Consider the following 25126-nt stretch of genomic DNA (forward strand, 5'->3'; position numbering starts at 1 on the left):
CGTTCGTACCCGAAACCGCGGGCGCGAACGGGAGGACCCGGCATGAAGTACCGCACCATCGGAACAGACCCGCACACCAGCCGCGAGGTGAGCGTGCTCGCGCTCGGCGCGATGCTGTTCGGCTCGCGGACGGACGAGGAGACATCGTTCGCCCTGCTCGACCGGTACGTCGAGGCCGGCGGCAACTTCATCGACACCTCCGACAACTACGCCTTCTGGGTCGACGGCGGCCAGGGCGGCCAGAGCGAGGAACTCCTCGGCCGCTGGCGGCGCAGCCGCGGAATCGGCGACGAAGTCTTCATCGCGACCAAGCTCGGCGCCCGCCCGCTGGCCCCCGGCACCAGCTACATCGACAACCCGGAGGGCCTCTCGGCGAAGGTCATCCGCGAGTCCGCCGAACGCAGCCGCGAACGCCTCGGCGTCGACAAGCTCGACCTGCTCTACGCCCACATCGACGACCCGACCGTGCCCCAACGGGAGACGGTCGAGGGCTTCGCGGAACTGGTCGCCGAGGGCACGGTCGGACTGCTCGGCGTGAGCAACCAGGCCGCCTGGCGGGTGGAGCGGGCCCGTGCGATCGCCGCTGCGGCCGGACTGCCCGGCTACGAGGTCCTCCAGTACGAGCACAGCTATCTGAGCCCGCGCACCGACGTGCCCAGCGACATGTTCCCGTACGGCAGCCTCGGTCACGCGGGCCCCGACCTGCTGACGTATCTGCGAGCCGACCCGGCCCTGACCCTGGTCGCGTACTCACCGCTCCTGAAGGGCAGCTACACGTACCCCGACCGGCTGCCCTCGGACTACGACCATCCCGGCACCCCGGCCCGTCTCACCGTGCTGCACGAGATCGCCCGCGAGACCGGCGCCACCGCCAACCAGGTCGTACTGGCCTGGCAGTTGGGCGGCGATCTCCCGATCATCCCGCTGGCCGGAGCCTCGACGCCCGCCCAGCTGGAGGAGAACCTGGCCGCGGTCGACCTGGACCTGACCGAGGAGCAGCGGACCCGGCTGGACGCCGCGCACTGAGCTGCTCACCCTCACTTGGGCGGCAGACCGGCGGCGAAGGCGTAGCCCTCGTCGATCCACTCGCCGAGTGTCTCGTCCTCGGTCACCGCCGAGGAGTCCACGACGACCCAACCGCGCATCGGGCGGCCCGTCATGTCGAAGAGACGGGCACCCGGGCGGGCCAGCGCGGCGTCCGTCGCGTCGGGGCCGACGCGGACCATCAGGTGGTCGCCGGTCACACCGACGGCCATGTTGCCGTGCAGCAGGAAGGCGATGCCGCCGAACATCCGCTTCTCGGCGACGCCGGGATCGGCGCCCAGGTGCTGCCGGATCCGTTCGGCGAGTCCTTCGTCGTACGCCATGAGGGGCCTCAATCCATGCGAGGGGTGAGTCTGCGTTCGAGAGCGCGGAGGTCCTTGCGCAGGGAGGAGCGGACCCGGCGGGCCAGGAGCGGCGCGGCCGGCCGGTAGAAACCGCCCGAGCCGCCCTGGACCCGGATCCGGGCCAGGGTGCCGGCCGGGTTCGGCTCGAAGGAGTACGTCACGTGCATGGGCATCGGGCCCGCCACCGACACCATGTCCAGCAGCCGCGGGAAGTCGTGTGCGGCCACGCGCAGGACGTAGTCGATGCGCCGGCCGAGGAAGAACGCTGTCCGGGTGACCTCGGCGCCGACGCCGAAGCCGCCCCCGTCCGCCTCCCGGGTCAGCTCCGCCGTGCGAATGCCCTGCGTCCAGTCGGCGTCGTGGCGCCAGTCCATGGCGTACTTGGCCACCCGCTCGGGCGACAGCGGGATCACGCGCGCCACGGACACGTCGATCGTCACCTTCCCAGGATCCCCGCGCCGGGCGTCGGGCGCGCGGCGTACGGCATACGGCGTCCCGATGTGACGGGTGTCTTACGCCGCCCCACCAGAGCAGGACAAATCGCCGCCCCGGCGAGAGGCTTGCTGCTGAGCCGCGGTTCGGACCGGCCCGGCGATCCCGTCTGAAGGAGTACGCCCATGACCGCATCGCCCGCGACCGACGAGGCGTACCGCTTCGAGGACCTCACCGCCCTGTTCATCAACTGCACCCTCAAGCCCTCGCCCCAGGTCAGCCACACCCAGGGGCTGATCGACAAGAGCGCGTCGATCATGATGTCCCGCGGGGTCACCACCTCCGAGATCCGCGCCGTCGACCACGACATCGCCCCCGGCGTCTACCCCGACATGACCGAGCACGGCTTCACCACCGACGACTGGCCGGCGCTGTACGAACAGGTGATGGCCGCCGACATCCTGGTCATCGCCGGGCCGATCTGGCTCGGCGACAACAGCTCGGTGACCAAGCAGGTCATCGAGCGGCTCTACAGCTGTTCCTCGCTGCTCAACTCCGCCGGACAGTACGCCTATTACGGCAGGGTCGGCGGCTGTCTGATCACCGGCAACGAGGACGGCGTGAAGCACTGCGCGATGAACGTCCTCTACAGCCTCCAGCACCTGGGCTACACCATCCCGCCGCAGGCCGACGCCGGCTGGATCGGAGCGGCGGGGCCCGGACCGTCGTATCTGGATCCCGGATCGGGCGGCCCGGAGAACGACTTCACCAACCGCAACACCACGTTCATGACCTGGAACCTGATGCATCTGGCCGCCATGCTGAAGCGCGCCAAGGGCATCCCCGCCCACGGCAACCAGCGTTCCGAATGGGACGCCGGCTGCCGTTTCGACGCGGAGAACCCCGAACACCGCTGACTCCCTACCATCGACTCCAGCCGCGTCACTGCGAACCCGGGAGTCCGCCGATGCCCCGCTCCGAAGCCCGCGTCACCACCGACCGCCCGCACCGCTATGCCAAGCAGCTCGCCTCCCACCTCGGCCGCCGCATCCAGACCGGTTGGGACGAGGGGAGCGGGGAGGGAAGCCTGGTCTTCCAGAACGGGACGGGCTCCCTCACCGCGACCGAGGGAGCCCTGCTGCTCTCGGTGGAGACCGACGCCGAGCACCTCGACCTGCTCGAGGACGTCGTAGGCCGCCACCTGGTCCGCTTCGGCACCAAGGACGAACTGGTCGTCGAATGGCACCGCGACACCGGCACCCCCGGCACCACCCAGCGCAGGACGCAGGACCCGGCCTGACCCCCGTGACCAGGGCCGGCGTCAGGCCTCGCCCACGGTGAAGACCATGCTGCGCACCGGCGCAAGCCTCTGCAGGCGCTCCGCGTCCTCGGCGCAGACGCGGCCCTCAGGGGAGGCGAACGCCGCGCGTAGTTCCTCCATCGTGTCCCACTCCAACTCGGCGACCAGATGGGGTGGTTCGCCCCCGCGCACGGCGGTGGCCTCGCGGCCGAGCGTGTACCGGCGCAACCCGGGCAGCTTGCGGGCGAGCGGGAGGTGGACCTCGCGGTAGTGCCGGTCGAACGCCGCCGGGTCGTGCGGAGTCTCGTAGAGGACGAGGAAGCGTGCCGTCATCGCCCGGCCCTCCGGTAGCGCGCGAAGACGGCAGGACCCGTCTGCTCAGCCGACTCGCATTCGAGGTGGACGGGCGGTGTGTCCGTGGGGAAGAGGCGGTCGCCGGTGCCGAGAAGCGTGGGGAAGGTGATCAGGCGGTATTCGTCGATCAGGTCCTCGGCCATCAGGGCGCGGACGACGCTGAGGCTGCCGGTGACGACCACGTCTCGCTTCTCCTGCTTGACCGCGTCCACCAGGTCGCCCGTGAGGATCTGCGAGTTCGCCCAGGCGGACACGTCCGTGAGGGTGCGGGTGGCGACGAGTTTCCGGGCGGCGTTCATGCGCACGGAGAACGCGTCGTCGCGGTGCGGCCACAGCTGCGAGAACAACTCCCAGGTGGTGCGGCCCAGCAGCAGGACCCCCTCGTCGAGGGCGGCCCCGAGCCGGAACTTGTCCCCGGCCACCGCCTCGGGGCCGTGCCGGAACATCCAGCCGCCGCCGGGTGTGCCGTCGCGGCCGTCCGGGTCGGAGACGAAGCCGTCCAGCGTGGTGAATGCGATGACGATGACGCTCATGACGAGGTCCTCTCGGAAGTCTCGATCGGTGGTCACCGGTATGTACCGGCGCCACCTCCCGGACTCATCGCCCGCGGCCGAAGTCGTCCGAAGAAATCTCCCCGGGCAGGTCGAACGCCTCGAAGACGCGCGGATCCGCGAACACCACGTTCCGCGCGACCCGCCCGCCGGCCACCGTGAACACCTGCAGCGTGTGCAGCCGGTGCCCGCCGCCCCGGGCGGGCGCGTAGGCGGCGAGAGCGGGCTGTCCGCCGGCGGTGAGCGGCCGTGTGAGCCACCCCGTCCCGCGCATCTCGAAGACCCGCTCCATGAACAGGCCGTAGTCGCGGCGGCCCCGGTACCACAGCGGCACCGGCGGCATCTCCAGCACGGCAGCGTCGGTCAGCAGCCGCACCAGGGCGGGGACGTCGGCAGCCTCGAAGGCACGTGCGTACCGCTGCACGACCTCCCGCGCCTCCGCGTCGTCCGGCTCCTGGACCTCGCCCGGATCGCCCGCCTCGGCGACCGCGGCCCGGGCCCGCTGCAGCGAGCTGTTGACGGCGGCGACCGTCGTCCCGAGCTGCTTCGCGACCTCCGCGGCACTGAACTCCAGCACCTCCCGCAACACCAGCACCGCCCGCTGCCGCGCCGGCAGCAGCTGCATCGCCGCCACCAGCGCCAGCCGCAGATCGGCCCGCGTCTCGACGTCGTAGCGGGCGTCGGGAAACGGCTGCAGCCACGGGATGTCGAAGGCCGGCATGAGCGGCGCCCCCGGGTCCTCGCTCGGCGCACCGAGTCCGGACGGCAACGGCCGCCGCGCCCGCCCCTCCAGCGCGGTCAGACAGACATTGGTCGCGATCCGGTACAACCAGGTCCGCACCGACGCGCGCGAGGCGTCGTACCGCTCCCGGGCCTTCCACGCCCGCAGCATGGTCTCCTGCACCAGATCCTCGGCCTCGTGGAACGAGCCCACCATCCGATAGCAGTACGCCACCAACTCGCCCCGGTACGGCTCAAGGTCCATGGGGTCATCATGCCCGGCGTGGCCCGTGCGGTTTCTTTCAGCCCGGTTGGAAGAACGCGAGCAGTCTGCGTGCGGGGTTCGGTGACGACAGGAGCTGCTGCATGCGCGCGGACTGCCGGCCGGCGGCGCCGGTGCGTTCGAACATCTCGCGTTCGTACTTCTTGATGGCGGCGGGATGGTCGTCCGGGTGCGCGGCCAGTGCGAGGCCGAGCAGGGCGCCGTCCAGCAGTGCCATGTTGGCGCCCTGGCCCACCGGTGGCATCAGGTGCGCGGCATCGCCGACCAGTGTGACATCCGGCCTCGGCGGCCAGGTCAGGCCGACCGGGAGAGTGGCGATCGACCGCGGCAGGACCGTGTCGTCACAGGCTGCGATCAGTGCGGTGAACCGTGGGTCCCAGTCGGCGAACAGGTCGATCAGCCGCCCCCGGGCGGCGGCCGGGTCGCCGAACGGGATCCCGCTCGTCGCGAACCAGTCCTCGGCGGTGTTGTGGAAGCCGAGGTAGACACGTACGCGGCCGTCGCCGTTGCGCTGCGCCGACAGGGACTGTCCGTCGCCGAGCACCCAGTAGTTGCCGCGTCCGACCATCGCCGCGAGGTCGGGGTGGGTGCGGTCGATGTCGGGAATACCGAGCTAGACGACGTTCTGGCCGGTGTGCGCCGGTCGGGCGTCGGTGAGGAGCGCACGGACCCGGGACTGCGCGCCGTCGGCACCGACCAGCAGGTCGTACGTCGCACTGCTGCCGTCGGCGAAGCGCAGCAGGCCGTCGTCGGCGGATTCGACCGGGTGCCCCCAGCGCACCGTGTGGTCGGGGAGGGAGTCCAGCAGCAGGTTGCGCAGATCGGCACGGTCGACCTCGGGTCGGTCGAGCGGGGCGTCGTCGGGCGTGTCCTCCTGGAGCAGCAGGGTGCCGTCCGGTTCGAGAAGACGCATGTCCTGGCCTTCACCACGGGCAATCGCGTGGAACTGGTCGATCAGACCGGCCTCGCGCAGTGCCCGCTGGCCGGAGTGGATGTCGAGCATGCCGCCCTGACCGCGCGCACCGCGCGACGATTCACGCTCGTAGACAGCGGCGTTGATGCCGTGCACGTGCAGCACACGGGCAAGTGCCAGACCACCTAAGCCGGCTCCCACGATGGCGATGGCTCGGCTCCCCGAGCCCCCGTCCTCGCCCGTCCCGTGGGCAGGCTCCGGCCCGCCTGTCACCCGGTTCACCGACGGAGCCGGGGCGCGAGGACCGTGCGCACGGCCCTGGCGACCTTGCTCGCGGCGGATGCGTCGTCTTCTTCGGGCTCCGGTTCCAGCATGCGCTGGATCTGCCGGAGGAGCTGGTCGGCCGAGCGCCACAGCGGGACGAACAGGCCTGCCACCGGCCCCACGCCCCGGATCGGGCCGCCGGACAGCTCGGTCACCCTCTTGGCCGTCGCGACCGTTGCCGGGTCCCGCAGGATCAGGTGCACCTCGTCGTCGACCAGACGGATCTCCATCTTGCGGGCGGCGGCCTCCTCCGGGTTCGCGTCCGTGGTCGTCTCCGGGTCCAGTTCGTCGATCTTGGCGGCCACGGCGTCCGGGTCGACGCCGAGTTCGCGCAGCACCCTGGCCGCCATGCTGTTCTCCGCCCGCAGCATCGCCTCCAGCAGGTGATGGCTGCCGACCGGAGCGCCGCCGGCCAGTGCGCCGGCGGTGGAGATGGTGTCCTCGGTGGCAGGTGTGCCGGTCGGCCAGGGGCCGTCGGCGACGTCCTGCGACCCCTCTCTCAAGGCCAGCACCGCGGTACGGATCTTGCTGACCGGATGGATCCGCTCGCCGAGCACCTTCGCGCCGATGCCCGCACCCTCCCTGACCAGGGCGAGCAGGATGTGTTCCGTACCGACGTGGTTGTGCTGCAGTCGCTGCGCCTCGCGCAGAGCGAGTTCCAGCGTCTTCTTCGACTGCGGCGTGAACGGGATGTGGCCGCTCAGCTCCTGCGTGCCGGGCTTGACGATCGCGGCGATGTCGGCCTGCACCGCTTCCTTGCCGTACCCGAGCTGGTGCAGGACCTTCGCTGCCGTGCCGTCCGGCACCTCGAGCAGCCCCAACAGGAGGTGCTCCGTACCGATGTAGTTGTGCTTGAGCAGCCTCGCCTGTTCCTGAGCAGCGACGACCACCTGACGGGCTTTCCCCGTGAACCTCTCAAAAGTCATGCCTTCATGGTCTCAGCCCTGTCAATACACTGTTATTGATAGGGTCACCGTGTCGAAGGGAGGGTGTGATGGAGACACCGTCGGACTGGGAGGACCGGCTCGCCCGCTGGCAGAACGAGCTGGAACTGTTCGAGCAGCTGGACGAGAAACCCTGGGTCACACTGGCCAAGGCGGAAGCGGAGACGGGCGTTTCCCGCTCGGCCCTGCGGGCCTGGTACCGCAACGGCGAGATCCAGTCCCGGCTGGTGGACGGCCCGAACGGCCCGCAGCGCCTGGTCCAGCTGGACGCGGTGATCGAGCGCGCCGCCGCATCCCCGCGCATTCAGCGCCGGGCGGAGCGGGAAATCAGCCTGGAAGCCCAGGTCGCCCTGCTACGGCACCGGGTCGACCAGCTCGAACTGCGGCTGGCCGCGCTGGAACGGAAGTGACCGCCTGCTGAGCCGTCAGCGAACGACCGCACCACCGGAAGGGCGGCCCGCCAGCTGAAGGCATGGATGTGATCGAGGTACTGCCGGAGCTGCGGGTGCTCCGCTTGGCGGTCGGGACGGCCTGTCTGTGGCGGGACGGCGGCGAGCTGACTCTGCTCGACACCGGGACGGCGGACCGCGCCGCTCAGATCGAGGAAGCACTCGGCGGCGAGCTTCGGCGGATCGTGCTGACGCACTGGCACGAGGACCACACGGGCTCGGCCGCCGAACTGGCCGTCCGGCACGGCGCGGGGGTGCTGGCGCATCGACTGGAGGCACCGGTGATCCGGGGAGAGGCGGCCGGGGCGCCGACGGTGCTCGAAAACTTCGAGGTGCCGATCCGGGCGGCGCTTGCGCCCCTGCCCCCGGCTCCGCCGTGCCGGGTGGACCGGGAGGTGGCGGATGGTGATGTGCTGGACTTCGGCGGCGGCGCAGTGGTGGTGTCGGTGCCCGGGCACACCGACGGGTCGATCGCTCTCCACCTGCCCGGGCCGAGCGTCCTGTTCACCGGCGACGCCGTCGCCAACGTCGGCCGCACCATGCCGGGCGTCTTCAAAACCGACCGCGCCCGGGCCGTCCAGTCGCTGCACCGCCTGGCCGAACTGAAGGTCGACACGGCGGTCCTCGGCCACGGCGACCCGATCGGCCACGGCGCGGCAGCCGCCCTGCGAGACGCGGCCACCGTCGGCTGACGACCCGAGTGCCCGGCGTCCACCGGGTTGCAGAACGTGGGATGTCGTGAGAAGCCGAACAGCAAGCGCCCTCCGCACCGCGCTCGGCGACCCGGACGACAACCGGTGGTGCGAGGTCTCGCGCCGCTCCGGCGCCCGACCGACCCGGTCCTCGCTTCCCCGCGCCGAAACGGCGAAGCTGGTGGTGCTCCGGAACGAGCCGAAGGAGAGCGGTCCATGAGTGCACTCCCCACCGAACGATCCCTGCGCACCACCCCCGAAGGACTCCTGTGGGAGCCCAGCGAACGCTGGGTGCGCGGCCGCAAGGGTGACGTCACCGTCGTCGACAGCCGGCACCCCGTCCTCGTCTGGGAGCCCTCGCTGCCCGTACCGCAGTACGCCTTCCCGCGCGCGGACGTACGCGAGGACCTGCTGCGCCCCGCGAAGAACCCGCGCTCAGGCGCCCACACCGGATCCAGGATCTTCTACGACCTCGAAGTCGACGGTGAGCTGCTGGAGAACGCCGCCTGGACCTTCCCGGCCGCCGACCTGGCCGGGTACATCGCCTTCGAGTGGTTCCGGCGCAGCGGCAGGGGCCTGGACCACTGGTACGAGGAGGAGGAAGAGATCTTCATCCACCCCCGTGACCCGCACAAGCGGGTGGATGCCATCGCGAGCAGCCGGCATGTCCAGGTGTCGGTCGGCGGCATGCTCGTCGCCGACACCCACCGGCCCGTGCTGCTCTTCGAGACCGGTCTGCCGACCCGCTACTACATTCCGCGCGAGGACGTCCGCCTCGACCTCCTCGAACCCACCGAGCACCACACCGGCTGCCCCTACAAGGGCACGGCACAGTACTGGTCGGTGCGCGGCGAGGCCGACGTGCCGCCGAACATCGTCTGGAGCTACCCGCAGCCGCTGCCCGCCGTGGGCACGATCAAGGGACTCCTCGCGTTCTACAACGAGGCGGCCGACATCACCGTGGACGGGGAGCGCGTGGAGCGCCCCGTCACACCCTTCAGCACGATGCTCAAACAGAGCAGCCGACGTGGGCGAGGGCCTGCCTGAGCAGCACCCCGTGCCCGCCGGGCATCTCGCTCTGCACGGCCTCCGAGACGGCCTCCTGCGGGCTGAACCACACCAGGTCCAGGGCGTCCTGCCGGGGCCGGCAGTCGCCGGTGACCGGGACGACGTAGGCCAGGGACACCGCGTGCTGGCGCGGGTCGTGGTACGGCGTGACGCCCAGTGTCGGGAAGTACTCCGCGACCGTGAAGGGCTGCAGCGAGGCCGGGATCCGGGGCAGCGCCACCGGGCCGAGGTCCTTCTCCAGGTGCCGCAGCAGGGCGTCACGGACCCGCTCGTGGTGCAGGACGCGACCGGAGACCAGGGTCCGGCTGACCGTCCCGTCCGGGCCGATGCGCAGCAGCAGGCCGACACTGGTGACTTCGCCGCTGTCGTCGACGCGCACGGGCACGGCCTCGACGTACAGGATCGGCATACGGGCGCGTGCCAGCTCGAGGTCGTCCGAGCTGAGCCAGCCCGGCGTGGTTTCGGTCATGTCAGACATTGCTTGATCATACTTTCAGGAGGGGCCGGAAAGGCCGTAGACCCGGCGCGCATTGTGTGCTCCCGCCCACTCGGCGAACCGCAGCGCGTCCGGCAGACTCAGTTCGTCGGCGTCCACCCGGTCCTGCAGCAGACCGGCCAGACCGCGGCGGAAGGCGAGCGCGCCCAGACAGTAGAACTCGGCCACACCGTACGCGTCGGAGCTGTACAGCAGCTTGCGGAACGGTGTGATCTCCAAGGCCTCCTCCAGGACCGCCCGGGCGCGCGCCGGGCCGACGTAGTGGAGGGTGAGGCCCACGTCCAGGTACACGTGCTCGAACACCGCGGCCAGATAGGCGGCCTGGCGCTGGTACGGCCAGCAGTGCAGGAGCAGCACCGGGATGGTGCCGGTGGTCAGGTGCAGCCAGTCGGTGAGGTGGGCGGGGTCGACGCGGTGCAGCCGGATGTCGTCGTCGCCGAAGCCGGTGTGGAGCTGCAGGGGGAGGCCGAGGTCGACCGCGGTCCACAGCAGGTGCCGTACGAGGACCGGATCGTCCAGCCGGCCGCCGCGCGCCGACCAGTGCCGGGCCGCCTCGGTGACCTCCGCGTCGGATGGGCGGGCCGGGTCCAGGTCGAAGCCGGTGCGGTAGGCGGCCACGGACTTCACCGCCACCACGCCCGGCCGCTGCACGGCCTCCAGCGCGGCCGCCTGGAAGGCGTCGCCGTAGTCGTCGGGCTCGACGCCCTGCGCCGCCACCGCCTCGGCGACGCCCTCCAGCCGTACGACCTCGTACGCCGTCCCGCCCGCTGCCTCGGCCAGTTCCGCGGGCGTGGTGAGGCGCTCCGGGGCGTACCCGGTGTCCACGCAGAAGGTGCCGGTCCGCGCGGCGGTGAGGAAGCGGCGGTGTACCTCGCCCGGGCCCAACTCGGCCCGCCGGGCCAGGTATTCATCGGGTGGCGCGTGGCGCGGCAGGTCCAGCAGCGGGGCGCAGTGGCGGCGGATCGATACGCCGACGGGGCTGTCGAAGGGGGAGATGCCGGGCCAGGCCGCGCCCTCGGTGATCAGGTCCTCGAAGCCCTCCCGTGGCAGGTCGGCGGTGACGACGCCGTGGCAGTGGTGGTCCACCAACTCCAGTGCCTCAAGCCCCTCTTGGACCGGGCCGGCCATGATCAGTACTTCCAGCGGTAGGCCGCCGCCAGCCGCTCGTCGTCCAGCCCGTGCGCCGCCGCGATCTCCCCCTGCCGTACGGCGATCACGGCGTCCGCGAGGACCGGGCCGAGCGCGGCCCTCAGCCGTTCGTCCTTGCGGAACTCCTCGACGGCTTCGGTGAGTGAGGTCGGCAGGCGGCGTACGCCCCGGGCCGCCGCGTCCGCGGGGTCGAGGCGGGCCGGATCGCCGGTGATCTCCTTGGGCAGGGGCGTGGACGAGGTCAGGCCGTCGAGTCCGGCGGCGATGAGGCAGGCGAGGACGAGATACGGGTTGGCGGCCAGGTCGACCGGTTTGACCTCCAGGTTCGCCGCCTGGTCGCGCAGGCCCGCCGTGCCCGTGACGACCCGGACCGCGGCCTCGCGGGTCTCGCGGCCCCAGGCGGTGAACACCCCGGCCCACTGGGAGGGTTTGAGGCGCAGGTAGCTTGCCGGACTGGGCGCGGTCACCGCCGTGAGGGCCGGGAGACGGGCCAGCACCCCGGCCGCGAACGACTCCGCGTCGGCGGTCATGCCGTAGCGGCCCTCGCCCCCGGAGTGCAGGTTGACGCCGTCGCGCCAGGCGGAGAGGTGGACGTGGCCGCCGTTGCCGACGCCCTGCGCGAAGACCGCCGGGGCGAAGGACACCGCCAGCCCGTGGCGCTGGGCCACCGCCCGGATCGTCTGCCGTACCAGCACGCTCCGGTCGGCCGCCGCCACCGGGTCGAGGGCGCCCACCGAGATCTCGAACTGCCCGGCCGCGTACTCGGGATGGATCTGCTCGACGTCCACGCCCTGCGCGGCGAACGCGGCCAGCAGGTCGGCCGTGCAGTCGCTGAGTTCGACCTGGCGGATGGCGCTGTAGGCGGGACCGGAGAGCGCGGGCACGAAGTCGCCGCCCTCCGCCGGGCGCCGGCCGACGGCCCACTCGATCTCGATGCCGGCCTTGAAGGTGAGGCCGTGCCGTTCGGCGGCCTCGGAGACGACGCGGCGCAGGACGGTGCGGCTGCAGCCCGGGTGCGGCTCGCCCTCCTGCGTGATCCGGTCGACCGGCGCCCATGCCCAGCCGGGCTGCCCGGCCAGGACGACGAGCTGGTCGAGGTCGGGGTAGAGGCGCAGGTCGCCGTCCGGGGAGCCCAGGACGTCGGTGGTGACGATGGTGTCGTTCGCCAGGAACGTGTCGAACACCGGTGACATGCCGACGCCCCAGGCCGCCGCCGAGGCGAGTTTGGCCGTGGGGACGGTCTTCACCCGGCCCACGCCCGCGGTGTCGACGTAGGCCAGGACGATGCCGTGCACGCCCCGCCCGGACAGTTCGTCGCCGAGCGCGGTGGCCCGCTCGACGTCACCCGGGCGGCCGCCGGGGACGGGGTCGGCAAGGGTCGTCATACGTCCTCCACGCTCGGCGTCCGTCAGGGCTGCTCCCTCAGGGTTTCACGGCCACCGCGCCGAACTGCGGTACCACGGCGGGCGATCCGGGCTCGGCACGCCACTGCGAGCACGACACCAGGCCCGGCTCCAGGAGGTCCAGTCCCTCGAAGAAGGCGGCGATGTCCTCGCCGCTGCGGGCGGTGATCGGCGGGGTCGCGTTCTCGTTCCAGAACTTCATCGCCGGGATCTGGCCCGCGCCGCCCAGTTCGTCGTCGAAGGTGGGGTGGGTGAGGACCAGGAAGCTGCCCGACGGCACCGCCGCCACGACCTTCCGTACGATCTCCCGGGCCTGCTCCGCGTCCAGCACGAAGTTGAGGATGCCCAGCATCATCACCGCGACCGGTTGGGTCAGGTCGAGGGTTCCGGAAGCACGTTCGAGGATGGCGTCGGGGTCGTGGACGTCCGCGTCGATGTAGTCGGTGACGCCCTCGTGGGTGCCCGTCAGCAGGGTGCGGGCGTGGGCGAGCACGATGGGGTCGTTGTCGACGTAGACGATCCGGGCGTCGGGGGCGATCCGCTGAGCGATCTGGTGGGTGTTGTCCGCGGTCGGCAGCCCGGTGCCGATGTCCAGGAACTGCCGCACCCCGCGCTCCTCGGCCAGGAACCGCACCGCACGGCCCAGGAACCAGCGGTCCGCGCGGGCGATCTCCCGGATGATCGGGAACATCCCGGCGACGTGCTCGCCGACCTGCTGGTCGACCTCGTAGTTGTCCTTGCCGCCGATCCAGTAGTTCCACACGCGCGCGTTGTGCGCCACACCGGTGTTCAGCCTCGCCGACCCGCCCGGGGTGTGGCTCTCACTCACAACTCTGCTCCTTCTCAACACCTGTGGCCGTCGCCGCCATTGTGCCGCCCGGTGATCACGCTGTCCCGGGAATCGGCCGATCAGGTGTGCGGAGTAGGCCCGTTGAACAGCCGTCAGCCGGTGCGGCGGGGACCGGCGGCGGGCGTCTTGCCGGACTGGACGTCCTTGAGCCGCTGGGCGCCCTTTCGCACCGCCAGCTCCAGCGAGGAGCGCGCGCCCCCGGCCAGGCCGCCGGCGGTGACGGTGATCGCGTCGCCGCCCACGCGTACGGCGGCCACGTCCAGGGTGAGGGTGGCGGGAGCGCCGTTCGCGGTGCCCTGCACCGTCACGTGCAGGCCCTGCCGGGCGTCGCCCTGCTTGGGCACCGAGGCGGAGGTCACCTGGACCGTCCGCTTGCCGCCCTTGGCGTCGGTGGCGGTGAACTGGTCGCACTTGACCGGCAGGGTCTTCAGCCAGGCCAACGAGGCGCTCAGCCGTACGGGGATGTAGGCGGCGACCTGGTGGAGCAGGCGGGCATCACCCTGCTCGAACCCGGCGAGCGCGGACACGCCGGTCGGCTTGCCCAGCAGGTCGTCGTCGTAGAGCGCGTCGAGAAGCCGCTGACAGTCCGCGGCGTTCGCCTTCGCGGTGAGGAACTGGGCCACGTCGACCTTCCCGATGAGCAGGGTGTCGCCCCAGGCGGCGGCGCCCTTGACCTGGTTCCAGTTGCCCTCGAGGTCGCCCTCGGTGATGAGCGCGGCCTGTGCTCCGGCCCGGGTGAGACGGGGCGGGGCCGTGGGCGTGTTCTCGGCGAGCGGGGAGGCGGTGACCTCGGGGGCCGTCGAACCGCCGCCGCCGCCCCCGCCCGAACAGGCAGCGGTGGCCAGCAGCACGGCCGCGGCCGACGCGCAGGCAAGCACGCGGAGGGGACGGGACGGACGACGACGGGTCATGGCGGACGCCTCCGGACAAGCCGCGGAGAAGGGAAAGAGGTGGCTTTCCTCAGCGCACCATCCGCCGCACGGCCCCACCAGCGCACTGGCCCGTCCGGGTGAGCAGGACCCGGCCGTTACGGCAACTCGGACGCCCCGCTCGGCATGCTGCTACCGGCCAGTACCCCACCGTGTGACCTAAGTGACGCCTGAGGTACCGTCCCTGCGGGTTCGCCGGCGAGGCAAGAGGCGCGGGACTGTATCGACATGCGGCTCCGCGGCGTGGGCGCGACCAGCCACGACGGCGCCGCAGGTGATCGGCACATCTTGCGGAGCGCCCTGCAGACGGTGTCGAAGGGGGCGGCGGAAGCATGGAGTTCCACTTGGTCGACGAGGACGGCGCGGAGCGAGCCGGCACGCGGCTGGAGGACCTGGCTCCGGAACCCCTGCTGACGCGTGACTACGAGACCCGCCCCGCGCTCGTCTACGAGCGGCTGCGGGAGCGCCACGGCCCGGTCGCGCCGGTCGACCTGCTGGGCGTGCCCGCGTGGCTGGTGCTCGGCTACCGTGAGTCGCTGCAGGTGCTCCAGGACGACGCCGGCTGGCCCAAGGGCCTGGAGAACTGGCGGGCCCGTACGGAGGGCCGGGTGCCCGCCGACTGGCCGCTCGGCCCCTCCCTCGAGGTCAACCATGTGCTGATCCAGGGCGGCCCCGGCCACCGCACGCTGCGGGGCGCCTGGGACACGGCCCTGCGCCCCTTCCAGGACCCGCGCAACCCGCAGGCCAAGCGGCTCAGGGCGGCCGTCACCGGCTACGCCGACGAGCTGATCTCCCTGCTGGCCCAGGGCGGCGGCACGGGAATGGCCGACCTGTCGGCGCAGTTCTCCCGCCCGCTGCCGCTGATGGCGGCGAGCCATCTGCTCGGCTTCCCCGGCTCGCAGGGCGACGACGCCCTGATGGACATGTGGCGGGTGCTGGACGCCGGCCCGGACGCCGAACCCGCCCTGGCCCGCCTCCTGGTCACACTCGGCGAACTGGCCGCCGCCAAGATCGAGAAGCCGGGCGACGACTTCCCCTCCCATCTGCTGGCCGCCCACCCGGACCTCTCCGTCGACGCGCTGGCCCGTGAGCTGTTCATGCTGCTCGGCATGACCTCCGACCACGTCGGCATCCTCATCTCCAACACGGTCGTCGAGGTGATCGCAGGAGAGAACGAGGGCGGAGTCCGCACCACTCTGTCCGCCGGGATGGTGCGCGAGACCATGAACCGGGTGGTCATGCGCAAGCCGCCGCTGGTGAACTTCGTGCCGAGGTTCGCGGCCGCGGACACCCGGCTCGGCAACTACACCATCCGCGCCGGTGACCCCGTGTGGGTCTCCTCCGCCGCCGCCCACGCCGACCCCCTCTTCGCCGGCCAGATGGCACCCGGCGCCGGCATCAGCAGCCGCGCGCACCTGTCGTGGGGCGCGGGCCCCCGCCAGTGCCCGGCCCGCGAACTGGCGTCGACGATCGCGGCAGCGGGCGTCAGCCGTGTCTTCGAACGGTTCGGGCACCTGGAGCTCGCCCTGCCCGTCGACCAACTGCCGTGGCGTTCCTCGCCGTTCATGCGGGGGCTGCGCTCGCTGCCGGTGCGTTACGAACTGTCCGGGCCCCCGCTGCCTCTCGCGCCTGCGCCCGCGGCGGACGTACCGGAGGCACCGCCGGTACCGGACCAGGCCGCCAAGCGCCGCTCCTCGCTGTGGCGCTACCTGACGGGCCTGATCCGGTCCGGAAGCTGAGCGTCCGCGCAGCTCGCGTAGGGTGACGGGACCGCCGTAAGAGCCTGGGGCACAGCCTCCAGCCATCCGGCGCCCCGTCGCGCCCCACCGGAAGCAGGTCATGTCCTCCGCCGCCTCGCCCCTCCGCACCGCCTCCGGTCAGCCCACCGGCTCCGCCGACATACGCCTCATCGTCACCGACATGGACGGCACGCTGCTGGACGACGCCAAGCGGATCCCGCCCGGCCTGTGGGAGACGCTGGCCGAACTGCGCCGGCGCGGTGTGCTGTTCAGCCCGGCGAGCGGACGCCAATACGCCACCCTGGCGCGCGAGTTCGCCGAGGCCGCCGAGGGCATGGTGTTCATCGCGGAGAACGGCACGTACGTGGTGCGCGACGGAGTGGAACTCAGCTCGGACCCACTGGAGCCGGGTGTCGCGGCCCGTGTCGTCCAGGCCGTACGACTGCTGGTCGACGAGGGTGTCGACGTGGGCGCCGTCGTCTGCGGCAAGCGCTCCGCCTACGTCGAACGCAGCGACGAGGCGTTCCTGGCGGAGGTGCGCAAGTACTACGTCGAGCACCGCGTCGTCGAGGACGCCACCGCGCTCGACGACGACGTCATCAAGGTCGCCCTCTTCGACTTCGGCTCCGCCGCGCACACGACGGCGCCCGCCCTGGAGTCCTTCACCGCCACCCTCCCCCACTCTCGACTTCGCTCGAGCGGGGGGACCCCCATGGTCGTCGTCTCCGGCGAGCACTGGGTCGACGTCATGAACCGCACCGCCAACAAGGGTGCCGCCCTGCGCCGACTCCAGCACGACCTGGGCATCACGCCCGCCCAGACCATGGTCTTCGGCGACTACCTCAACGACCTGGAGATGCTCGACGCCGCCGAGTGGTCCTTCGCCATGGCCAACGCCCACCCGGACGTCATCGCCCGGGCCCGCCACCTGGCCCCGTCCAACAACGACAACGGAGTGCTGCGCACGATCGCGCGCCTGCTGGACCTCTAGCCGGTCGGCTGCGCGCACCCGGCCAGGAGGCCCTGACGAACGTGCGGCGCCACACGGCCGACGCCGTCGAGATCACCGTCCAGGTGCGCTACGACGCCGGCCGGCTCCGCGTCTCGGTGACCCACGGCGGCGGGTTCGGCCTGGTCGGCCTCAAGGTACGGGCGGTGTTCCCGGCGCGGGTGCGCTGATCTCCGTACTCCGCTCCTCGCCTGAGACTCTGGCCTCACAGCCGGCCCCCGCTGTTCAATGGTGCTGCACATGTCCGCCCGAGAGGGGAGCAGCCGTGTCTCCTGCCGCCGTGCCGCCCGTCGGCGCACGCATCCGGCGGGCACGCCTGGCCAAAGGCGTGAGCCTGCGCTCCCTGGCCCGGGAGATCGGCGTCTCCGCGAGCCTGGTCTCCCAGATCGAGACCGGCAAGAGCCAGCCGTCGGTGAGCACGCTGTACGCCATCACCACCGCGCTGTCGGTCTCCGTGGAGGCGCTCTTCGACGGCTACGAGGACGAGGCCGCCGCCCCGCCGGTCGTGGCCGCGGCCGCCGCCCCCGCCACCGTCCTGCACGCCCTCGCGGCCTTCGCCGCCGACCCCGGCCGGCGCATCGGACCGCTGGTCACACCAGGGGAGCGCGAGCTGCTGGAGCTGGACTCGGGGGTGGTGTGGGAGCGGCTCGGGCATGTTCCGGGCACGGACGTCGACTTCCTGCTGGTGACCTACCGGCCCGGCGGCTCCTCCTCCGGCTCCGGCGGCCTGATGCGGCACACGGGCACCGAGTACGGCTATGTGACCTCCGGAGAGCTGGTCCTCACCCTCGGTTTCGACGAGTACACACTCGGACCGGGCGACGCCGTCTGCTTCGAGTCGACGACCCCGCACCGCTACCGGAATGATGGAACCGAACCGGCCGTCGGGGTCTGGTTCGTGTTCAGCCAGAGTGTTCAGTAACACTTGACACCTGCCCGGCCTGGTCGTTCACTCCGGAGTGGGGGTGGTCGCCATGGCGATCCGCACATATGGACCCAACGCCGTCGACTGGGAAGAGCGCATCGACCTGGACCGGCTGCGCAAGCAGCGCCTGGCCCGGCTCGACGAGACCCTGAACCGCTCCTCGCTCGGCGCGGTGCTCAGCTTCGACTTCGCCAACATCCGCTACATGACCGCCACGCACATCGGCACCTGGGCGATGGACAAGCTGATCCGCTTCGCCCTGCTGGTGCGCGGCGGGGAACCCGTCGTCTGGGACTTCGGCTCAGCGGCCCGCCACCACCAGCTCTACAACCCGTGGCTGGACTACAGCGACGGCAAGGAAGGCCCGCCCACCGGCGCCCGCGCCGGCATCTCCACCCTGCGGGGCGCCTTCCACCCGCAGGCGGGCATCGCCGAGGACGTGGCCCGCAAGATCGCCACCGAGCTGCGCGAGCACGGCCTCGCGAGTGAGCCCCTCGGCATCGACGTCGCCGAGATGCCGATCCTGGCCGCCCTGCGCGCCGAAGGCATCGACGTCGTCGACGGCCAGCAGGTCTTCCTGGAGGCCCGCCGCACCAAGACCCGCGACGAGATCTCCCTGCTCACCCAGGCCTGCGCGATGGTCGACGCGGCCTACGAGGAGCTGTACGGCTACCTGCGCCCCGGCGTGCGCGAGAACGAGTGCGTCGGCCTGGTCAGCAAGGTCCTCTACGACCTCGGCAGCGAGTACGTCGAAGGGGTCAACGCCATCTCCGGCGAACGCTGCTCACCCCACCCGCACGTCTACAGCGACCGCCTGATCCGCCCCGGCGACCCCGCCTTCTTCGACATCCTGCACAGCCACCTCGGCTACCGCACCTGCTACTACCGCACCTTCGCGGTCGGCAGCGCCTCCAGCGCCCAGCGCGACGCCTACGTCCGCTGCCGCGCGTACATGGACGAGGCCATCGCCCTGGTCCGCCCGGGTGCCACCACCGCCGACATCGTCCAAGTGTGGCCGCGCGCCGAGGAGTTCGGCTTCGCCGACGAGACCGCCGCCTTCGCCCTCCAGTACGGCCACGGGGTGGGCCTGTCGATCTGGGAGAAGCCCATCTTCAGCCGCCTGGTCTCCCTCGACCACCCCGAAGTCCTCGAAGAGGGCATGGTGTTCGCCCTGGAGACCTACTGGCCGGCCGCCGACGGCTGGTCCGCCGCCCGGATCGAGGAGGAGCTGGTCGTCACCGCCGACGGCTGCGAGGTCATCACCAAGTTCCCCGCCGAGGAACTGCTGGTCGCGGGCCGCAAGTACTGGACGGTCGGCGGCGAGCTCAACACCCGCCGCGAGGCGCAGTCCCACCTCAACACCCCTACCAACGGGGGAACTTGATGACCGACCGCGCAGAACTCCTCACTCTCTACGAGCAGATGGCCGTCATCCGCCGTACCGAGAAGGCCGCCCACGACCTGTTCCTGTCCGGCCTGGTCAAGGGCACCACGCACCTCGCCGCCGGGCACGAGGCGATCGCCGTCGGCGCGAGCGCCGCCCTGCGCCCCGACGACTACGTCTTCGCCACCTACCGTGGCCACCACCACGCCATGGCCCGCGGCGCCACCCCCGAGGAGTGCCTGGCCGAACTCATGCAAAAGGCCACGGGGCTGTGCAGGGCCAAGGGCGGCTCCATGCACCTCACCAAGGCGGACGCGTTCATGCTCGGCTCGTACGCCATCGTCGGCGCCCATCTCCCGATGGCGGTGGGGGCGGCATGGTCGGCCAGGCTGCGCGGCACCGGTCAGCTGGCCGTCGCCTTCTTCGGCGACGGTGCCACCAACATCGGCGCCTTCCACGAGGCGCTCAACCTGGCCGCCGTATGGAAGCTGCCGGTGCTGTTCGTCTGCGAGAACAACCTGTACATGGAGTACACGCCGATCGCCGACGTCACGGCCGTCGCCCGCCCGGCGGCCGACCGGGCGCCCGCGTACGGCATCCCCGGCGAGGTCGTCGACGGCAACGACGTCCTCGCCGTGCAGGAGGCGGTCGCCCGCCTCGCCGAGCGGGCCCGGGCAGGAGACGGGCCCGCTCTGCTGGAGGCCGAGACCTACCGCCACTTCGGGCACAGCCGCGCCGACCCGGCCACCTACCGCCCGGCCGAGGAGGTCGAACGCTGGCTCAAGCACGACCCGTTGGACGTGGCTCGCGGGCGCCTCTTCGAGCTGGGGACGGACGAGGCGACGGTCACCGCGGCCGACGAGCGCGCCCGTGACCTCGTACAGCAGGCGGTCGAGGCGGCGAAGAACGCGCCGTCGCCCGACCCGGGCGAGGCGCTGACCGACGTATGGGCGGACGGAGGTGCGGCATGGCGGACGTGAGCACGGACCGTGACGTGATCACCTACCGTGATGCGGTCGCCGAGGGCATCGCGCGGGAGATGCGCCGTGACCCGGCCGTCGTCTGCCTCGGCGAGGACATCGGCGAGGCCGGCGGGGTGTTCAAGACGACCGTCGGGCTGCTCAAGGAGTTCGGGCCCGAGCGGGTGTGGGACACGCCGATCTCCGAACAGGCCATCGTGGGGGCGGCGATGGGCGCCGCGATGACCGGGATGCGGCCGGTCGCCGAGATCATGTTCTCCGACTTCCTGGCCTGCTGCTGGGACTACCTCGCCAACGAGATCCCGAAGGTCCGGTACATGACGGGCGGCCAGGTCACCGTGCCGCTCGTGGTGCGCACCGCCAACGGCGGCGGTCTCGGCTTCGGCGCCCAGCACTCGCAGGCCACCGAGAACTGGGCGCTGACCGTCCCCGGGCTGAAGATCGCCGCCCCTGCCACGCCCGCCGATGTCATCGGCATGATGGCGGCGGCCATTCGCAGTGACGACCCGGTGGTCTTCTTCGAGCACAAGGGGCTGCTGGCGAGCAAGGGTGCGCCCGCACCGCCGGGTCACATGGTCGAGCTGGGGCGCGCGGCGGTGGTGCGCGAGGGCTGCGACATCACTCTCGTCGCCCTGGCCTCCATGGTCCCGGTGGCGCTACAGGCCGCCTCGCAGCTGTCCGCGGAGGGCATCGGCGCGGAGGTCGTCGACCTGCGCTGCCTCGTCCCGCTCGACGTCGCCACCGTCCTCACCTCCCTCGGCAAGACCTCGCGGCTGGTGACCGTGGAGGAGAACCCCTTCCAGGGCGGCTGGGGCGCCACCCTGGTGTCGGTCGTCGCCGACGAGGGCTTCGGGCTGCTGGACGCGCCGGTGCGCCGGGTGGCGGGGGAGTGCGTGCCGCTGCCGTTCGCCGACGCGCTGGAGGAGCAAGTCATTCCCACCGTGGACAAGGTCGTGGCGGCCGTGCGGAGTCTCGCCGCGTACTGAACACCCCTGAGGAGGAAGCGCGATGACCGATCGGATACTGCTTCGCGCGGGGCACGTGCTCTCGATGGATCCCTCCGTCGGGGATCTGCCGCGGGGCGACGTCCTCATCGAGGACGGCCGGATCGCGGCGGTGCAGCCGGAGATCAGCGCCGACGCCGAGGTCCTCGACATGAGCGGCCGCATCGTGATCCCCGGCTTCGTCGACACCCACCGCCACACCTGGGAGGCCTCGATCCGCGGCGTCGCCCCCGACGCCACCCTCGACGACTACTTCGTCGACATCCTGGACACCTTCGCCCCGCTGTACACCCCCGAGGACGTGTACGCCGCCAACCTCGCCGGCGCCCTGGAGTGCCTCAACGCCGGTATCACCACGCTCGTCGACTGGTCCCACATCAACAACACGCCCGAGCACCCGGACGCCGCGATCCAGGCGCTGAGCGAGACCGGCATCCGGGCCCAGTACGCATACGGCAGCGCCAACACCTCCCTCGCCGACTACTGGTTCGAGAGCAAGATCGCGATCCCGGGCGACGACGTCCGCCGTGTCCGCGCCAAGTACTTCTCCTCCGACGACGGTCTGCTGACCATGGCGCTGGCCACCCGCGGCCCCGGCTTCTGCGTCAACGACGTCGTCACCTCCGAGTGGGCGCTCGCCCGTGAGCTGGACATCCCGATCACCGTGCATGTGGCGATGGGGCGGCTGGCCGGCCGCTTCGGCATGGTCAAACAGCTCAACGACCTCGGCCTCCTCGGCCCCGACACCACCTACATCCACTGCTGCTACCTGCACGAGGACGAGTGGCAGATGGTTGCCGACAGCGGCGGCACGGTCTCCGTCGCGCCGCAGGTGGAGACACAGATGGGGCACGGCTGGCCGCCCGTGATGGCAGCGATCGAGCACGGACTGCGACCGTCCCTGAGCATCGACGTCGTCACCACCGTGCCCGGCGACATGTTCACCCAGATCCGCGCGGCCTTCGGCGCCGAGCGCGGCCGGCTCAACGCCGACTGCTGGCAGGCCAACATGCCCGTCCCGGAGACCATGTTGACGGCACGTCAGATGCTGGAGATCGCGACGAGCAACGGCGCGCATGTCGCGGGACTGGAGGACCGCACCGGTTCCCTGACCCCCGGCAAGCGCGCCGACGTCGTCGCCCTCGACGCCACCGCGCTGAACATCGCGCCGGTGCACGACGCGGCCTCCGCGGTCACGCTGTGCGCGGACGTCTCCAACGTCGAGACCGTCATCGTCGACGGGGTGATCCGCAAGCGCGACGGCAGGCTGACGGCCGACGTCGCACGCGCCCGGCAACTGGTCGAGGAGTCCCGCGACCGGCTGCTCGCGGCGAAGGAAGCGAAGGCGAAGGAGGCGAAGCCGAGCGCATGACCCGGCATCTGGTGCGGCGGGCCGCCGACGCGGCCGAGCCGCCGTACGACGCACACGGCTACCGGCGCCGCACCCTGGTCGGCGAGGACGACGGCAGCGTGCACACCGGCTTCGGCCTGTGCGAACTGCGGCCGGACGGCAGGCTGTCGGCGCATGTGCACTCGTACGAGGAGAGCTTCCACATCCTCGACGGGACCGTGATCCTCGACATGCCCGAGGGCTCGTACCTCCTGGAGGAGGGCGACTACGGCATCCTGCCGACCGGCGTCCCACATGCCTGGCGCGGCGCCGGGGACACGCCCGCACGCTGGGCGGACATGCTGGCTCCGGTCCCGCGGGCACGCTACGGCCACGACACCCAGGGCGTGCGCGCCCTGCCTGCGCGTGACCCCGTCCGCATCGACGTCCGCGACCCGCGCACCCGCACCTTCGGCCACTTCGAGCCCGACCGGATGGACCCCGGCAAACAGTCCCAGGACCTCCTGGCCGTCTCCGCGAGCATGCGCACCGCGCTGCTCGTCTACAGCGGCATCACCGTCAAGATGATGATCGACAGCGACCTCGGCGCGGTCGCCTCGACGATGTTCATGGTCCAGTACGCGCCCGACGGCGTCGCCGGCACCCACGACCACCCCTTCGAGGAGACGTACTACTTCCTGGAGGGCGAGGCGGACGCGGTCTTCGACGGCGAGCGCTGCCGGCTCGGGCCGGGCGACTGCGCGTGGGCGGGCGCCGGCTGCGTGCACGGCTTCGCCAACGCCGGCACCGGGCCGCTGCGCTGGCTGGAGACCCAGGCGCCGCAGCCGCCGCTGCGCCACTCGTACCGGTTCACGCGGGACTGGGAGTACCTGAGGGAGGCCCTGGAGCCATGAGCAGCGTCGTTGTCGTCGGTGGTACGTCCGGCATCGGCCGCGAGTTCGCCCGGGTCCGGGCCGAGCGGGGCGACGAGGTCGTCCTCACCGGCCGCGATCCCGACCGCACCGAAGCCGTCGCCAAGGAGGTCGGCGCGCGGGGCCTCGCCCTCGACCTGTCCCGGCCGCGCGAGATCGCCGCGGCGCTGGCGGACATCGGACGCGTCGACCACCTGGTCCTCGCGGGCGTCTCCCGCGACGAGAACCGGGCGACGGACTACGACATCACCGCCGCCCTGCGCCTCGTCACCCTCAAGCTCGTCGGCTACACCGAGGTCGTGCACGTGCTGCGGCCGCGCATGACCGACGACAGCGCGATCGTCATCTTCGGCGGCCAGGCCAAGGAACGCCCCTACCCCGGAGCGACCACGGTGGCCACGGTCAACGCGGGCGTACGCGGCCTGGTGAACACCCTCGCGGTGGAGCTCGCTCCGGTCCGCGTCAACGCAGTCCATCCGGGCGTCGTGGGCGACAGCCCCTACTGGCAGTCCAAGCCGGAAGAGGTCCTGGCCGCCTTGCGCGCCAGGACGCCGACCGGACGACTCGCCACCGTGGCGGACGTCGTGGACTCGGTGGACTTCCTGCTGCGCAACAGGTCGGTCAATGCAGTGGAGTTGAGCGTGGACGGTGGGTGGCTGCTGGGGTGAGCGGGACCGGGGCAAGCGATCCGCGACTGCGCGTCGGTGCGGATCGGTACCGGCCGGATGGGCGCGGGGGTCCTTCTGCGGGCGATTGAGAGCCTGCGGCTGGACCGCTGAGGTGGATCTTCGGGCGGGTCCAGCCGAGGCGGCGTCTGTCAGAGCGCGCCGGGTAGTGGCCAGTGGCGCCAGGCGTGCTCGGCAGCGGTCGGGCGGGCGGCGGGCGCCAGCACCGCGACGGCGATGGCGGTGGCGGTGGCGACGATGAGGACCGCCACGACGATCCGGGCCAGCCGGGCGCGTCCGCGGTGAAGAAGACCGGAAGGCCGAGCAGGGCCGAGACCACCCGCGAGCCGACGACGACCCGCAGGGCGCGCACGTTGCCCCGGCCGGCGGACCGGTAGAACGCCAGGGTGACGGCACCCAGCACCGCGCCGGTGATGGTGATGCCGGGCGGCGGCCCAGGGTGCTGCCACAGGCCGACGATGCCGACCAGGTCGAGCAGGGCGTCCAGGCAGGCGGTGCGTCCGGTCGAGAGCAGCAGCAGGGCCAGGGCGGGCCCGGCGATCTCCGGTCCGGCGCCCACCGCCCAGTCGGTGTCGGTCGCCCGGAGAGCGAAGCCGGCCAGGCGGCGCTCGGCGTGGGACGGCCAGCCCATCGCCCAGACCCGCCGCAGTGCTTGACGGCTGTGTTCGGCCGGGACCGGAAGCTGTCGAGTGAGCGGGAGGGCGATGTCCTGGCTGTGGACGATCGCGTCGAACAGCGCGTTGCGGGTGTCCAGCACCTTCGCTGTACTCCGGGTGTCGGCGTGGCTGCGGATCGCGGCGACCAGGTCCGCGGGATCACGGGAGCCGTGCCGGCGGGCCCGTCCGAAGACCGAAACGGGGACTGTTCCCCGGTTCGTGCTATGGTCGCGCTC

General features: G+C 71.7%; 28 protein-coding genes and 1 pseudogene. 16 read left to right on the forward strand and 13 right to left on the reverse strand.

The genetic code is table 11. From position 1 onward, the window contains the following. Window positions 1–42: 42 nt before the first annotated feature. Window positions 43–1026: an aldo/keto reductase gene (locus ACWCRD_RS25660; protein ID WP_450968107.1), complete on the forward strand. Its 984-nt coding sequence runs from the start codon at window positions 43–45 to the stop codon at window positions 1024–1026. A gap of 11 nt (window positions 1027–1037) precedes the next feature. Here ACWCRD_RS25660 and ACWCRD_RS25665 read toward each other — a convergent pair whose 3' ends face one another. Both ACWCRD_RS25665 and ACWCRD_RS25670 read right to left on the reverse strand, forming a co-directional pair. Beyond that, window positions 1038–1367 (reverse strand): TfoX/Sxy family protein, encoded by a 330-nt coding sequence (locus ACWCRD_RS25665; RefSeq protein WP_450968108.1) that lies wholly within the window; start codon window positions 1365–1367, stop codon window positions 1038–1040. 8 nt (window positions 1368–1375) lie between these two features. Further along, complete coding sequence (locus tag ACWCRD_RS25670) at window positions 1376–1828, reverse strand: SRPBCC family protein (protein WP_450968109.1); 453 nt, start codon at window positions 1826–1828, stop codon at window positions 1376–1378. Window positions 1829–2005: 177 nt separating this feature from the next. On the opposite strand from ACWCRD_RS25670, the gene ACWCRD_RS25675 reads away from it, so the two are divergent. Both ACWCRD_RS25675 and ACWCRD_RS25680 read left to right on the forward strand, forming a co-directional pair. Next, a complete protein-coding gene (locus ACWCRD_RS25675; protein WP_450968110.1) occupies window positions 2006–2737 on the forward strand; it encodes a flavodoxin family protein in 732 nt (243 codons plus the stop codon). Between the two features lie 50 nt (window positions 2738–2787). Continuing rightward, window positions 2788–3120, forward strand: a complete 333-nt coding sequence (locus ACWCRD_RS25680; protein ID WP_450968111.1) for a DUF2218 domain-containing protein — start codon at window positions 2788–2790, stop codon at window positions 3118–3120. 21 nt (window positions 3121–3141) lie between these two features. Here ACWCRD_RS25680 and ACWCRD_RS25685 read toward each other — a convergent pair whose 3' ends face one another. The 5 genes and pseudogenes from ACWCRD_RS25685 to ACWCRD_RS25705 all read right to left on the reverse strand — a co-directional run bounded on the left by ACWCRD_RS25685 (window position 3142) and on the right by ACWCRD_RS25705 (window position 7191). Further along, window positions 3142–3453, reverse strand: coding sequence for an EthD family reductase (locus tag ACWCRD_RS25685; protein ID WP_450968112.1), 312 nt, complete (start codon window positions 3451–3453; stop codon window positions 3142–3144). Next, window positions 3450–4007: a dihydrofolate reductase family protein gene (locus tag ACWCRD_RS25690; RefSeq protein ID WP_450968113.1), complete on the reverse strand. Its 558-nt coding sequence runs from the start codon at window positions 4005–4007 to the stop codon at window positions 3450–3452. Before ACWCRD_RS25690 ends, ACWCRD_RS25685 begins: the two co-directional genes overlap by 4 nt. A gap of 64 nt (window positions 4008–4071) precedes the next feature. Next, window positions 4072–5010, reverse strand: a complete 939-nt coding sequence (locus tag ACWCRD_RS25695; RefSeq protein ID WP_450968114.1) for a sigma-70 family RNA polymerase sigma factor — start codon at window positions 5008–5010, stop codon at window positions 4072–4074. 37 nt (window positions 5011–5047) lie between these two features. Beyond that, window positions 5048–6151: pseudogene (locus ACWCRD_RS25700) on the reverse strand (FAD-dependent oxidoreductase). A 68-nt stretch (window positions 6152–6219) separates the two neighbouring features. Continuing rightward, window positions 6220–7191, reverse strand: coding sequence for a Clp protease N-terminal domain-containing protein (locus tag ACWCRD_RS25705; protein WP_450968115.1), 972 nt, complete (start codon window positions 7189–7191; stop codon window positions 6220–6222). 68 nt (window positions 7192–7259) lie between these two features. Between ACWCRD_RS25705 and ACWCRD_RS25710 the strand changes: the two genes are divergently transcribed. From ACWCRD_RS25710 to ACWCRD_RS25720, 3 genes are all read left to right on the forward strand, one after another. Next, window positions 7260–7619 carry an excisionase gene (locus tag ACWCRD_RS25710; RefSeq protein WP_450968116.1) on the forward strand — a complete coding sequence of 120 codons (360 nt, stop codon included), beginning with the start codon at window positions 7260–7262 and terminating at the stop codon, window positions 7617–7619. A 62-nt stretch (window positions 7620–7681) separates the two neighbouring features. Beyond that, window positions 7682–8350: an MBL fold metallo-hydrolase gene (locus tag ACWCRD_RS25715; protein WP_450968117.1), complete on the forward strand. Its 669-nt coding sequence runs from the start codon at window positions 7682–7684 to the stop codon at window positions 8348–8350. Between the two features lie 216 nt (window positions 8351–8566). Continuing rightward, entirely contained in the window at window positions 8567–9397 is an 831-nt protein-coding gene (locus ACWCRD_RS25720; RefSeq protein ID WP_450968118.1) for a DUF427 domain-containing protein, read from the forward strand. Here the strand turns inward: ACWCRD_RS25720 and ACWCRD_RS25725 are convergent. The 5 genes from ACWCRD_RS25725 to ACWCRD_RS25745 form a co-directional block, all read right to left on the reverse strand. Beyond that, complete coding sequence (locus ACWCRD_RS25725) at window positions 9360–9896, reverse strand: NUDIX hydrolase family protein (protein WP_115910498.1); 537 nt, start codon at window positions 9894–9896, stop codon at window positions 9360–9362. The two genes, ACWCRD_RS25720 and ACWCRD_RS25725, sit on opposite strands and share 38 nt — an antisense overlap. 15 nt (window positions 9897–9911) lie before the next feature. Continuing rightward, the gene (locus ACWCRD_RS25730) at window positions 9912–11042 is read right to left on the reverse strand and encodes an amidohydrolase family protein (protein ID WP_450968119.1); all 1131 of its coding nucleotides are present in this window, start codon (window positions 11040–11042) and stop codon (window positions 9912–9914) included. 2 nt (window positions 11043–11044) lie between these two features. After that, the gene (locus ACWCRD_RS25735) at window positions 11045–12448 is read right to left on the reverse strand and encodes a glutamine synthetase family protein (protein ID WP_450968120.1); all 1404 of its coding nucleotides are present in this window, start codon (window positions 12446–12448) and stop codon (window positions 11045–11047) included. 37 nt (window positions 12449–12485) lie between these two features. Beyond that, window positions 12486–13295, reverse strand: a complete 810-nt coding sequence (locus ACWCRD_RS25740) for an SAM-dependent methyltransferase (protein WP_450968121.1) — start codon at window positions 13293–13295, stop codon at window positions 12486–12488. 113 nt (window positions 13296–13408) lie between these two features. Then, window positions 13409–14227 (reverse strand): hypothetical protein, encoded by an 819-nt coding sequence (locus ACWCRD_RS25745; RefSeq protein WP_450968122.1) that lies wholly within the window; start codon window positions 14225–14227, stop codon window positions 13409–13411. Window positions 14228–14577: 350 nt separating this feature from the next. Between ACWCRD_RS25745 and ACWCRD_RS25750 the strand changes: the two genes are divergently transcribed. The 10 genes from ACWCRD_RS25750 to ACWCRD_RS25795 all read left to right on the forward strand — a co-directional run bounded on the left by ACWCRD_RS25750 (window position 14578) and on the right by ACWCRD_RS25795 (window position 24216). Continuing rightward, window positions 14578–15984, forward strand: coding sequence for a cytochrome (locus tag ACWCRD_RS25750; protein ID WP_450968123.1), 1407 nt, complete (start codon window positions 14578–14580; stop codon window positions 15982–15984). A 100-nt stretch (window positions 15985–16084) separates the two neighbouring features. Next, the gene (locus ACWCRD_RS25755) at window positions 16085–16975 is read left to right on the forward strand and encodes a Cof-type HAD-IIB family hydrolase (protein WP_450968124.1); all 891 of its coding nucleotides are present in this window, start codon (window positions 16085–16087) and stop codon (window positions 16973–16975) included. A gap of 41 nt (window positions 16976–17016) precedes the next feature. Beyond that, on the forward strand, window positions 17017–17163 hold the full coding sequence (locus ACWCRD_RS25760; protein WP_450968125.1) for a hypothetical protein: 147 nt from the start codon (window positions 17017–17019) through the stop codon (window positions 17161–17163). 95 nt (window positions 17164–17258) lie between these two features. Beyond that, a complete protein-coding gene (locus tag ACWCRD_RS25765) occupies window positions 17259–17915 on the forward strand; it encodes a helix-turn-helix domain-containing protein (protein WP_450968126.1) in 657 nt (218 codons plus the stop codon). Window positions 17916–17967: 52 nt separating this feature from the next. Then, the gene (locus ACWCRD_RS25770) at window positions 17968–19302 is read left to right on the forward strand and encodes a M24 family metallopeptidase (RefSeq protein WP_450968127.1); all 1335 of its coding nucleotides are present in this window, start codon (window positions 17968–17970) and stop codon (window positions 19300–19302) included. Continuing rightward, a complete protein-coding gene (locus ACWCRD_RS25775) occupies window positions 19302–20282 on the forward strand; it encodes a thiamine pyrophosphate-dependent dehydrogenase E1 component subunit alpha (protein WP_450968128.1) in 981 nt (326 codons plus the stop codon). The genes ACWCRD_RS25770 and ACWCRD_RS25775 overlap by 1 nt, the downstream gene beginning before the upstream one ends. Next, window positions 20270–21268 (forward strand): alpha-ketoacid dehydrogenase subunit beta, encoded by a 999-nt coding sequence (locus tag ACWCRD_RS25780; RefSeq protein WP_450968129.1) that lies wholly within the window; start codon window positions 20270–20272, stop codon window positions 21266–21268. Before ACWCRD_RS25775 ends, ACWCRD_RS25780 begins: the two co-directional genes overlap by 13 nt. Window positions 21269–21290: 22 nt before the next feature. Beyond that, window positions 21291–22658 carry an amidohydrolase family protein gene (locus ACWCRD_RS25785; RefSeq protein WP_450968130.1) on the forward strand — a complete coding sequence of 456 codons (1368 nt, stop codon included), beginning with the start codon at window positions 21291–21293 and terminating at the stop codon, window positions 22656–22658. Then, a complete protein-coding gene (locus ACWCRD_RS25790) occupies window positions 22655–23530 on the forward strand; it encodes a cupin domain-containing protein (RefSeq protein WP_450968131.1) in 876 nt (291 codons plus the stop codon). Before ACWCRD_RS25785 ends, ACWCRD_RS25790 begins: the two co-directional genes overlap by 4 nt. After that, on the forward strand, window positions 23527–24216 hold the full coding sequence (locus ACWCRD_RS25795) for an SDR family NAD(P)-dependent oxidoreductase (RefSeq protein ID WP_450968132.1): 690 nt from the start codon (window positions 23527–23529) through the stop codon (window positions 24214–24216). Before ACWCRD_RS25790 ends, ACWCRD_RS25795 begins: the two co-directional genes overlap by 4 nt. On the opposite strand, the gene ACWCRD_RS25800 is transcribed toward ACWCRD_RS25795, so the two are convergent. Continuing rightward, entirely contained in the window at window positions 24170–24991 is an 822-nt protein-coding gene (locus ACWCRD_RS25800; protein ID WP_450968133.1) for a hypothetical protein, read from the reverse strand. The two genes, ACWCRD_RS25795 and ACWCRD_RS25800, sit on opposite strands and share 47 nt — an antisense overlap. Between the last annotated feature and the right edge of the window lie 135 nt (window positions 24992–25126).

The organism is Streptomyces sp. NPDC002092 (assembly GCF_053593775.1).

Bases quoted from the DNA above. Each gene is read 5' to 3' on its own strand.
- ACWCRD_RS25660 (WP_450968107.1), top strand. From the start codon at position 43: ATGAAGTACCGCACCATCGGAACAGACCCGCACACCAGCCGCGAGGTG.
- ACWCRD_RS25665 (WP_450968108.1), bottom strand. From the start codon at position 1,367: ATGGCGTACGACGAAGGACTCGCCGAACGGATCCGGCAGCACCTGGGC.
- ACWCRD_RS25675 (WP_450968110.1), top strand. From the start codon at position 2,006: ATGACCGCATCGCCCGCGACCGACGAGGCGTACCGCTTCGAGGACCTC.
- ACWCRD_RS25680 (WP_450968111.1), top strand. From the start codon at position 2,788: ATGCCCCGCTCCGAAGCCCGCGTCACCACCGACCGCCCGCACCGCTAT.
- ACWCRD_RS25685 (WP_450968112.1), bottom strand. From the start codon at position 3,453: ATGACGGCACGCTTCCTCGTCCTCTACGAGACTCCGCACGACCCGGCG.
- ACWCRD_RS25690 (WP_450968113.1), bottom strand. From the start codon at position 4,007: ATGAGCGTCATCGTCATCGCATTCACCACGCTGGACGGCTTCGTCTCC.
- ACWCRD_RS25695 (WP_450968114.1), bottom strand. From the start codon at position 5,010: ATGGACCTTGAGCCGTACCGGGGCGAGTTGGTGGCGTACTGCTATCGG.
- ACWCRD_RS25705 (WP_450968115.1), bottom strand. From the start codon at position 7,191: ATGACTTTTGAGAGGTTCACGGGGAAAGCCCGTCAGGTGGTCGTCGCT.
- ACWCRD_RS25710 (WP_450968116.1), top strand. From the start codon at position 7,260: ATGGAGACACCGTCGGACTGGGAGGACCGGCTCGCCCGCTGGCAGAAC.
- ACWCRD_RS25715 (WP_450968117.1), top strand. From the start codon at position 7,682: ATGGATGTGATCGAGGTACTGCCGGAGCTGCGGGTGCTCCGCTTGGCG.
- ACWCRD_RS25720 (WP_450968118.1), top strand. From the start codon at position 8,567: ATGAGTGCACTCCCCACCGAACGATCCCTGCGCACCACCCCCGAAGGA.
- ACWCRD_RS25725 (WP_115910498.1), bottom strand. From the start codon at position 9,896: ATGTCTGACATGACCGAAACCACGCCGGGCTGGCTCAGCTCGGACGAC.
- ACWCRD_RS25730 (WP_450968119.1), bottom strand. From the start codon at position 11,042: ATGGCCGGCCCGGTCCAAGAGGGGCTTGAGGCACTGGAGTTGGTGGAC.
- ACWCRD_RS25735 (WP_450968120.1), bottom strand. From the start codon at position 12,448: ATGACGACCCTTGCCGACCCCGTCCCCGGCGGCCGCCCGGGTGACGTC.
- ACWCRD_RS25745 (WP_450968122.1), bottom strand. From the start codon at position 14,227: ATGACCCGTCGTCGTCCGTCCCGTCCCCTCCGCGTGCTTGCCTGCGCG.
- ACWCRD_RS25750 (WP_450968123.1), top strand. From the start codon at position 14,578: ATGGAGTTCCACTTGGTCGACGAGGACGGCGCGGAGCGAGCCGGCACG.
- ACWCRD_RS25755 (WP_450968124.1), top strand. From the start codon at position 16,085: ATGTCCTCCGCCGCCTCGCCCCTCCGCACCGCCTCCGGTCAGCCCACC.
- ACWCRD_RS25770 (WP_450968127.1), top strand. From the start codon at position 17,968: ATGGCGATCCGCACATATGGACCCAACGCCGTCGACTGGGAAGAGCGC.
- ACWCRD_RS25775 (WP_450968128.1), top strand. From the start codon at position 19,302: ATGACCGACCGCGCAGAACTCCTCACTCTCTACGAGCAGATGGCCGTC.
- ACWCRD_RS25780 (WP_450968129.1), top strand. From the start codon at position 20,270: ATGGCGGACGTGAGCACGGACCGTGACGTGATCACCTACCGTGATGCG.
- ACWCRD_RS25785 (WP_450968130.1), top strand. From the start codon at position 21,291: ATGACCGATCGGATACTGCTTCGCGCGGGGCACGTGCTCTCGATGGAT.
- ACWCRD_RS25790 (WP_450968131.1), top strand. From the start codon at position 22,655: ATGACCCGGCATCTGGTGCGGCGGGCCGCCGACGCGGCCGAGCCGCCG.
- ACWCRD_RS25795 (WP_450968132.1), top strand. From the start codon at position 23,527: ATGAGCAGCGTCGTTGTCGTCGGTGGTACGTCCGGCATCGGCCGCGAG.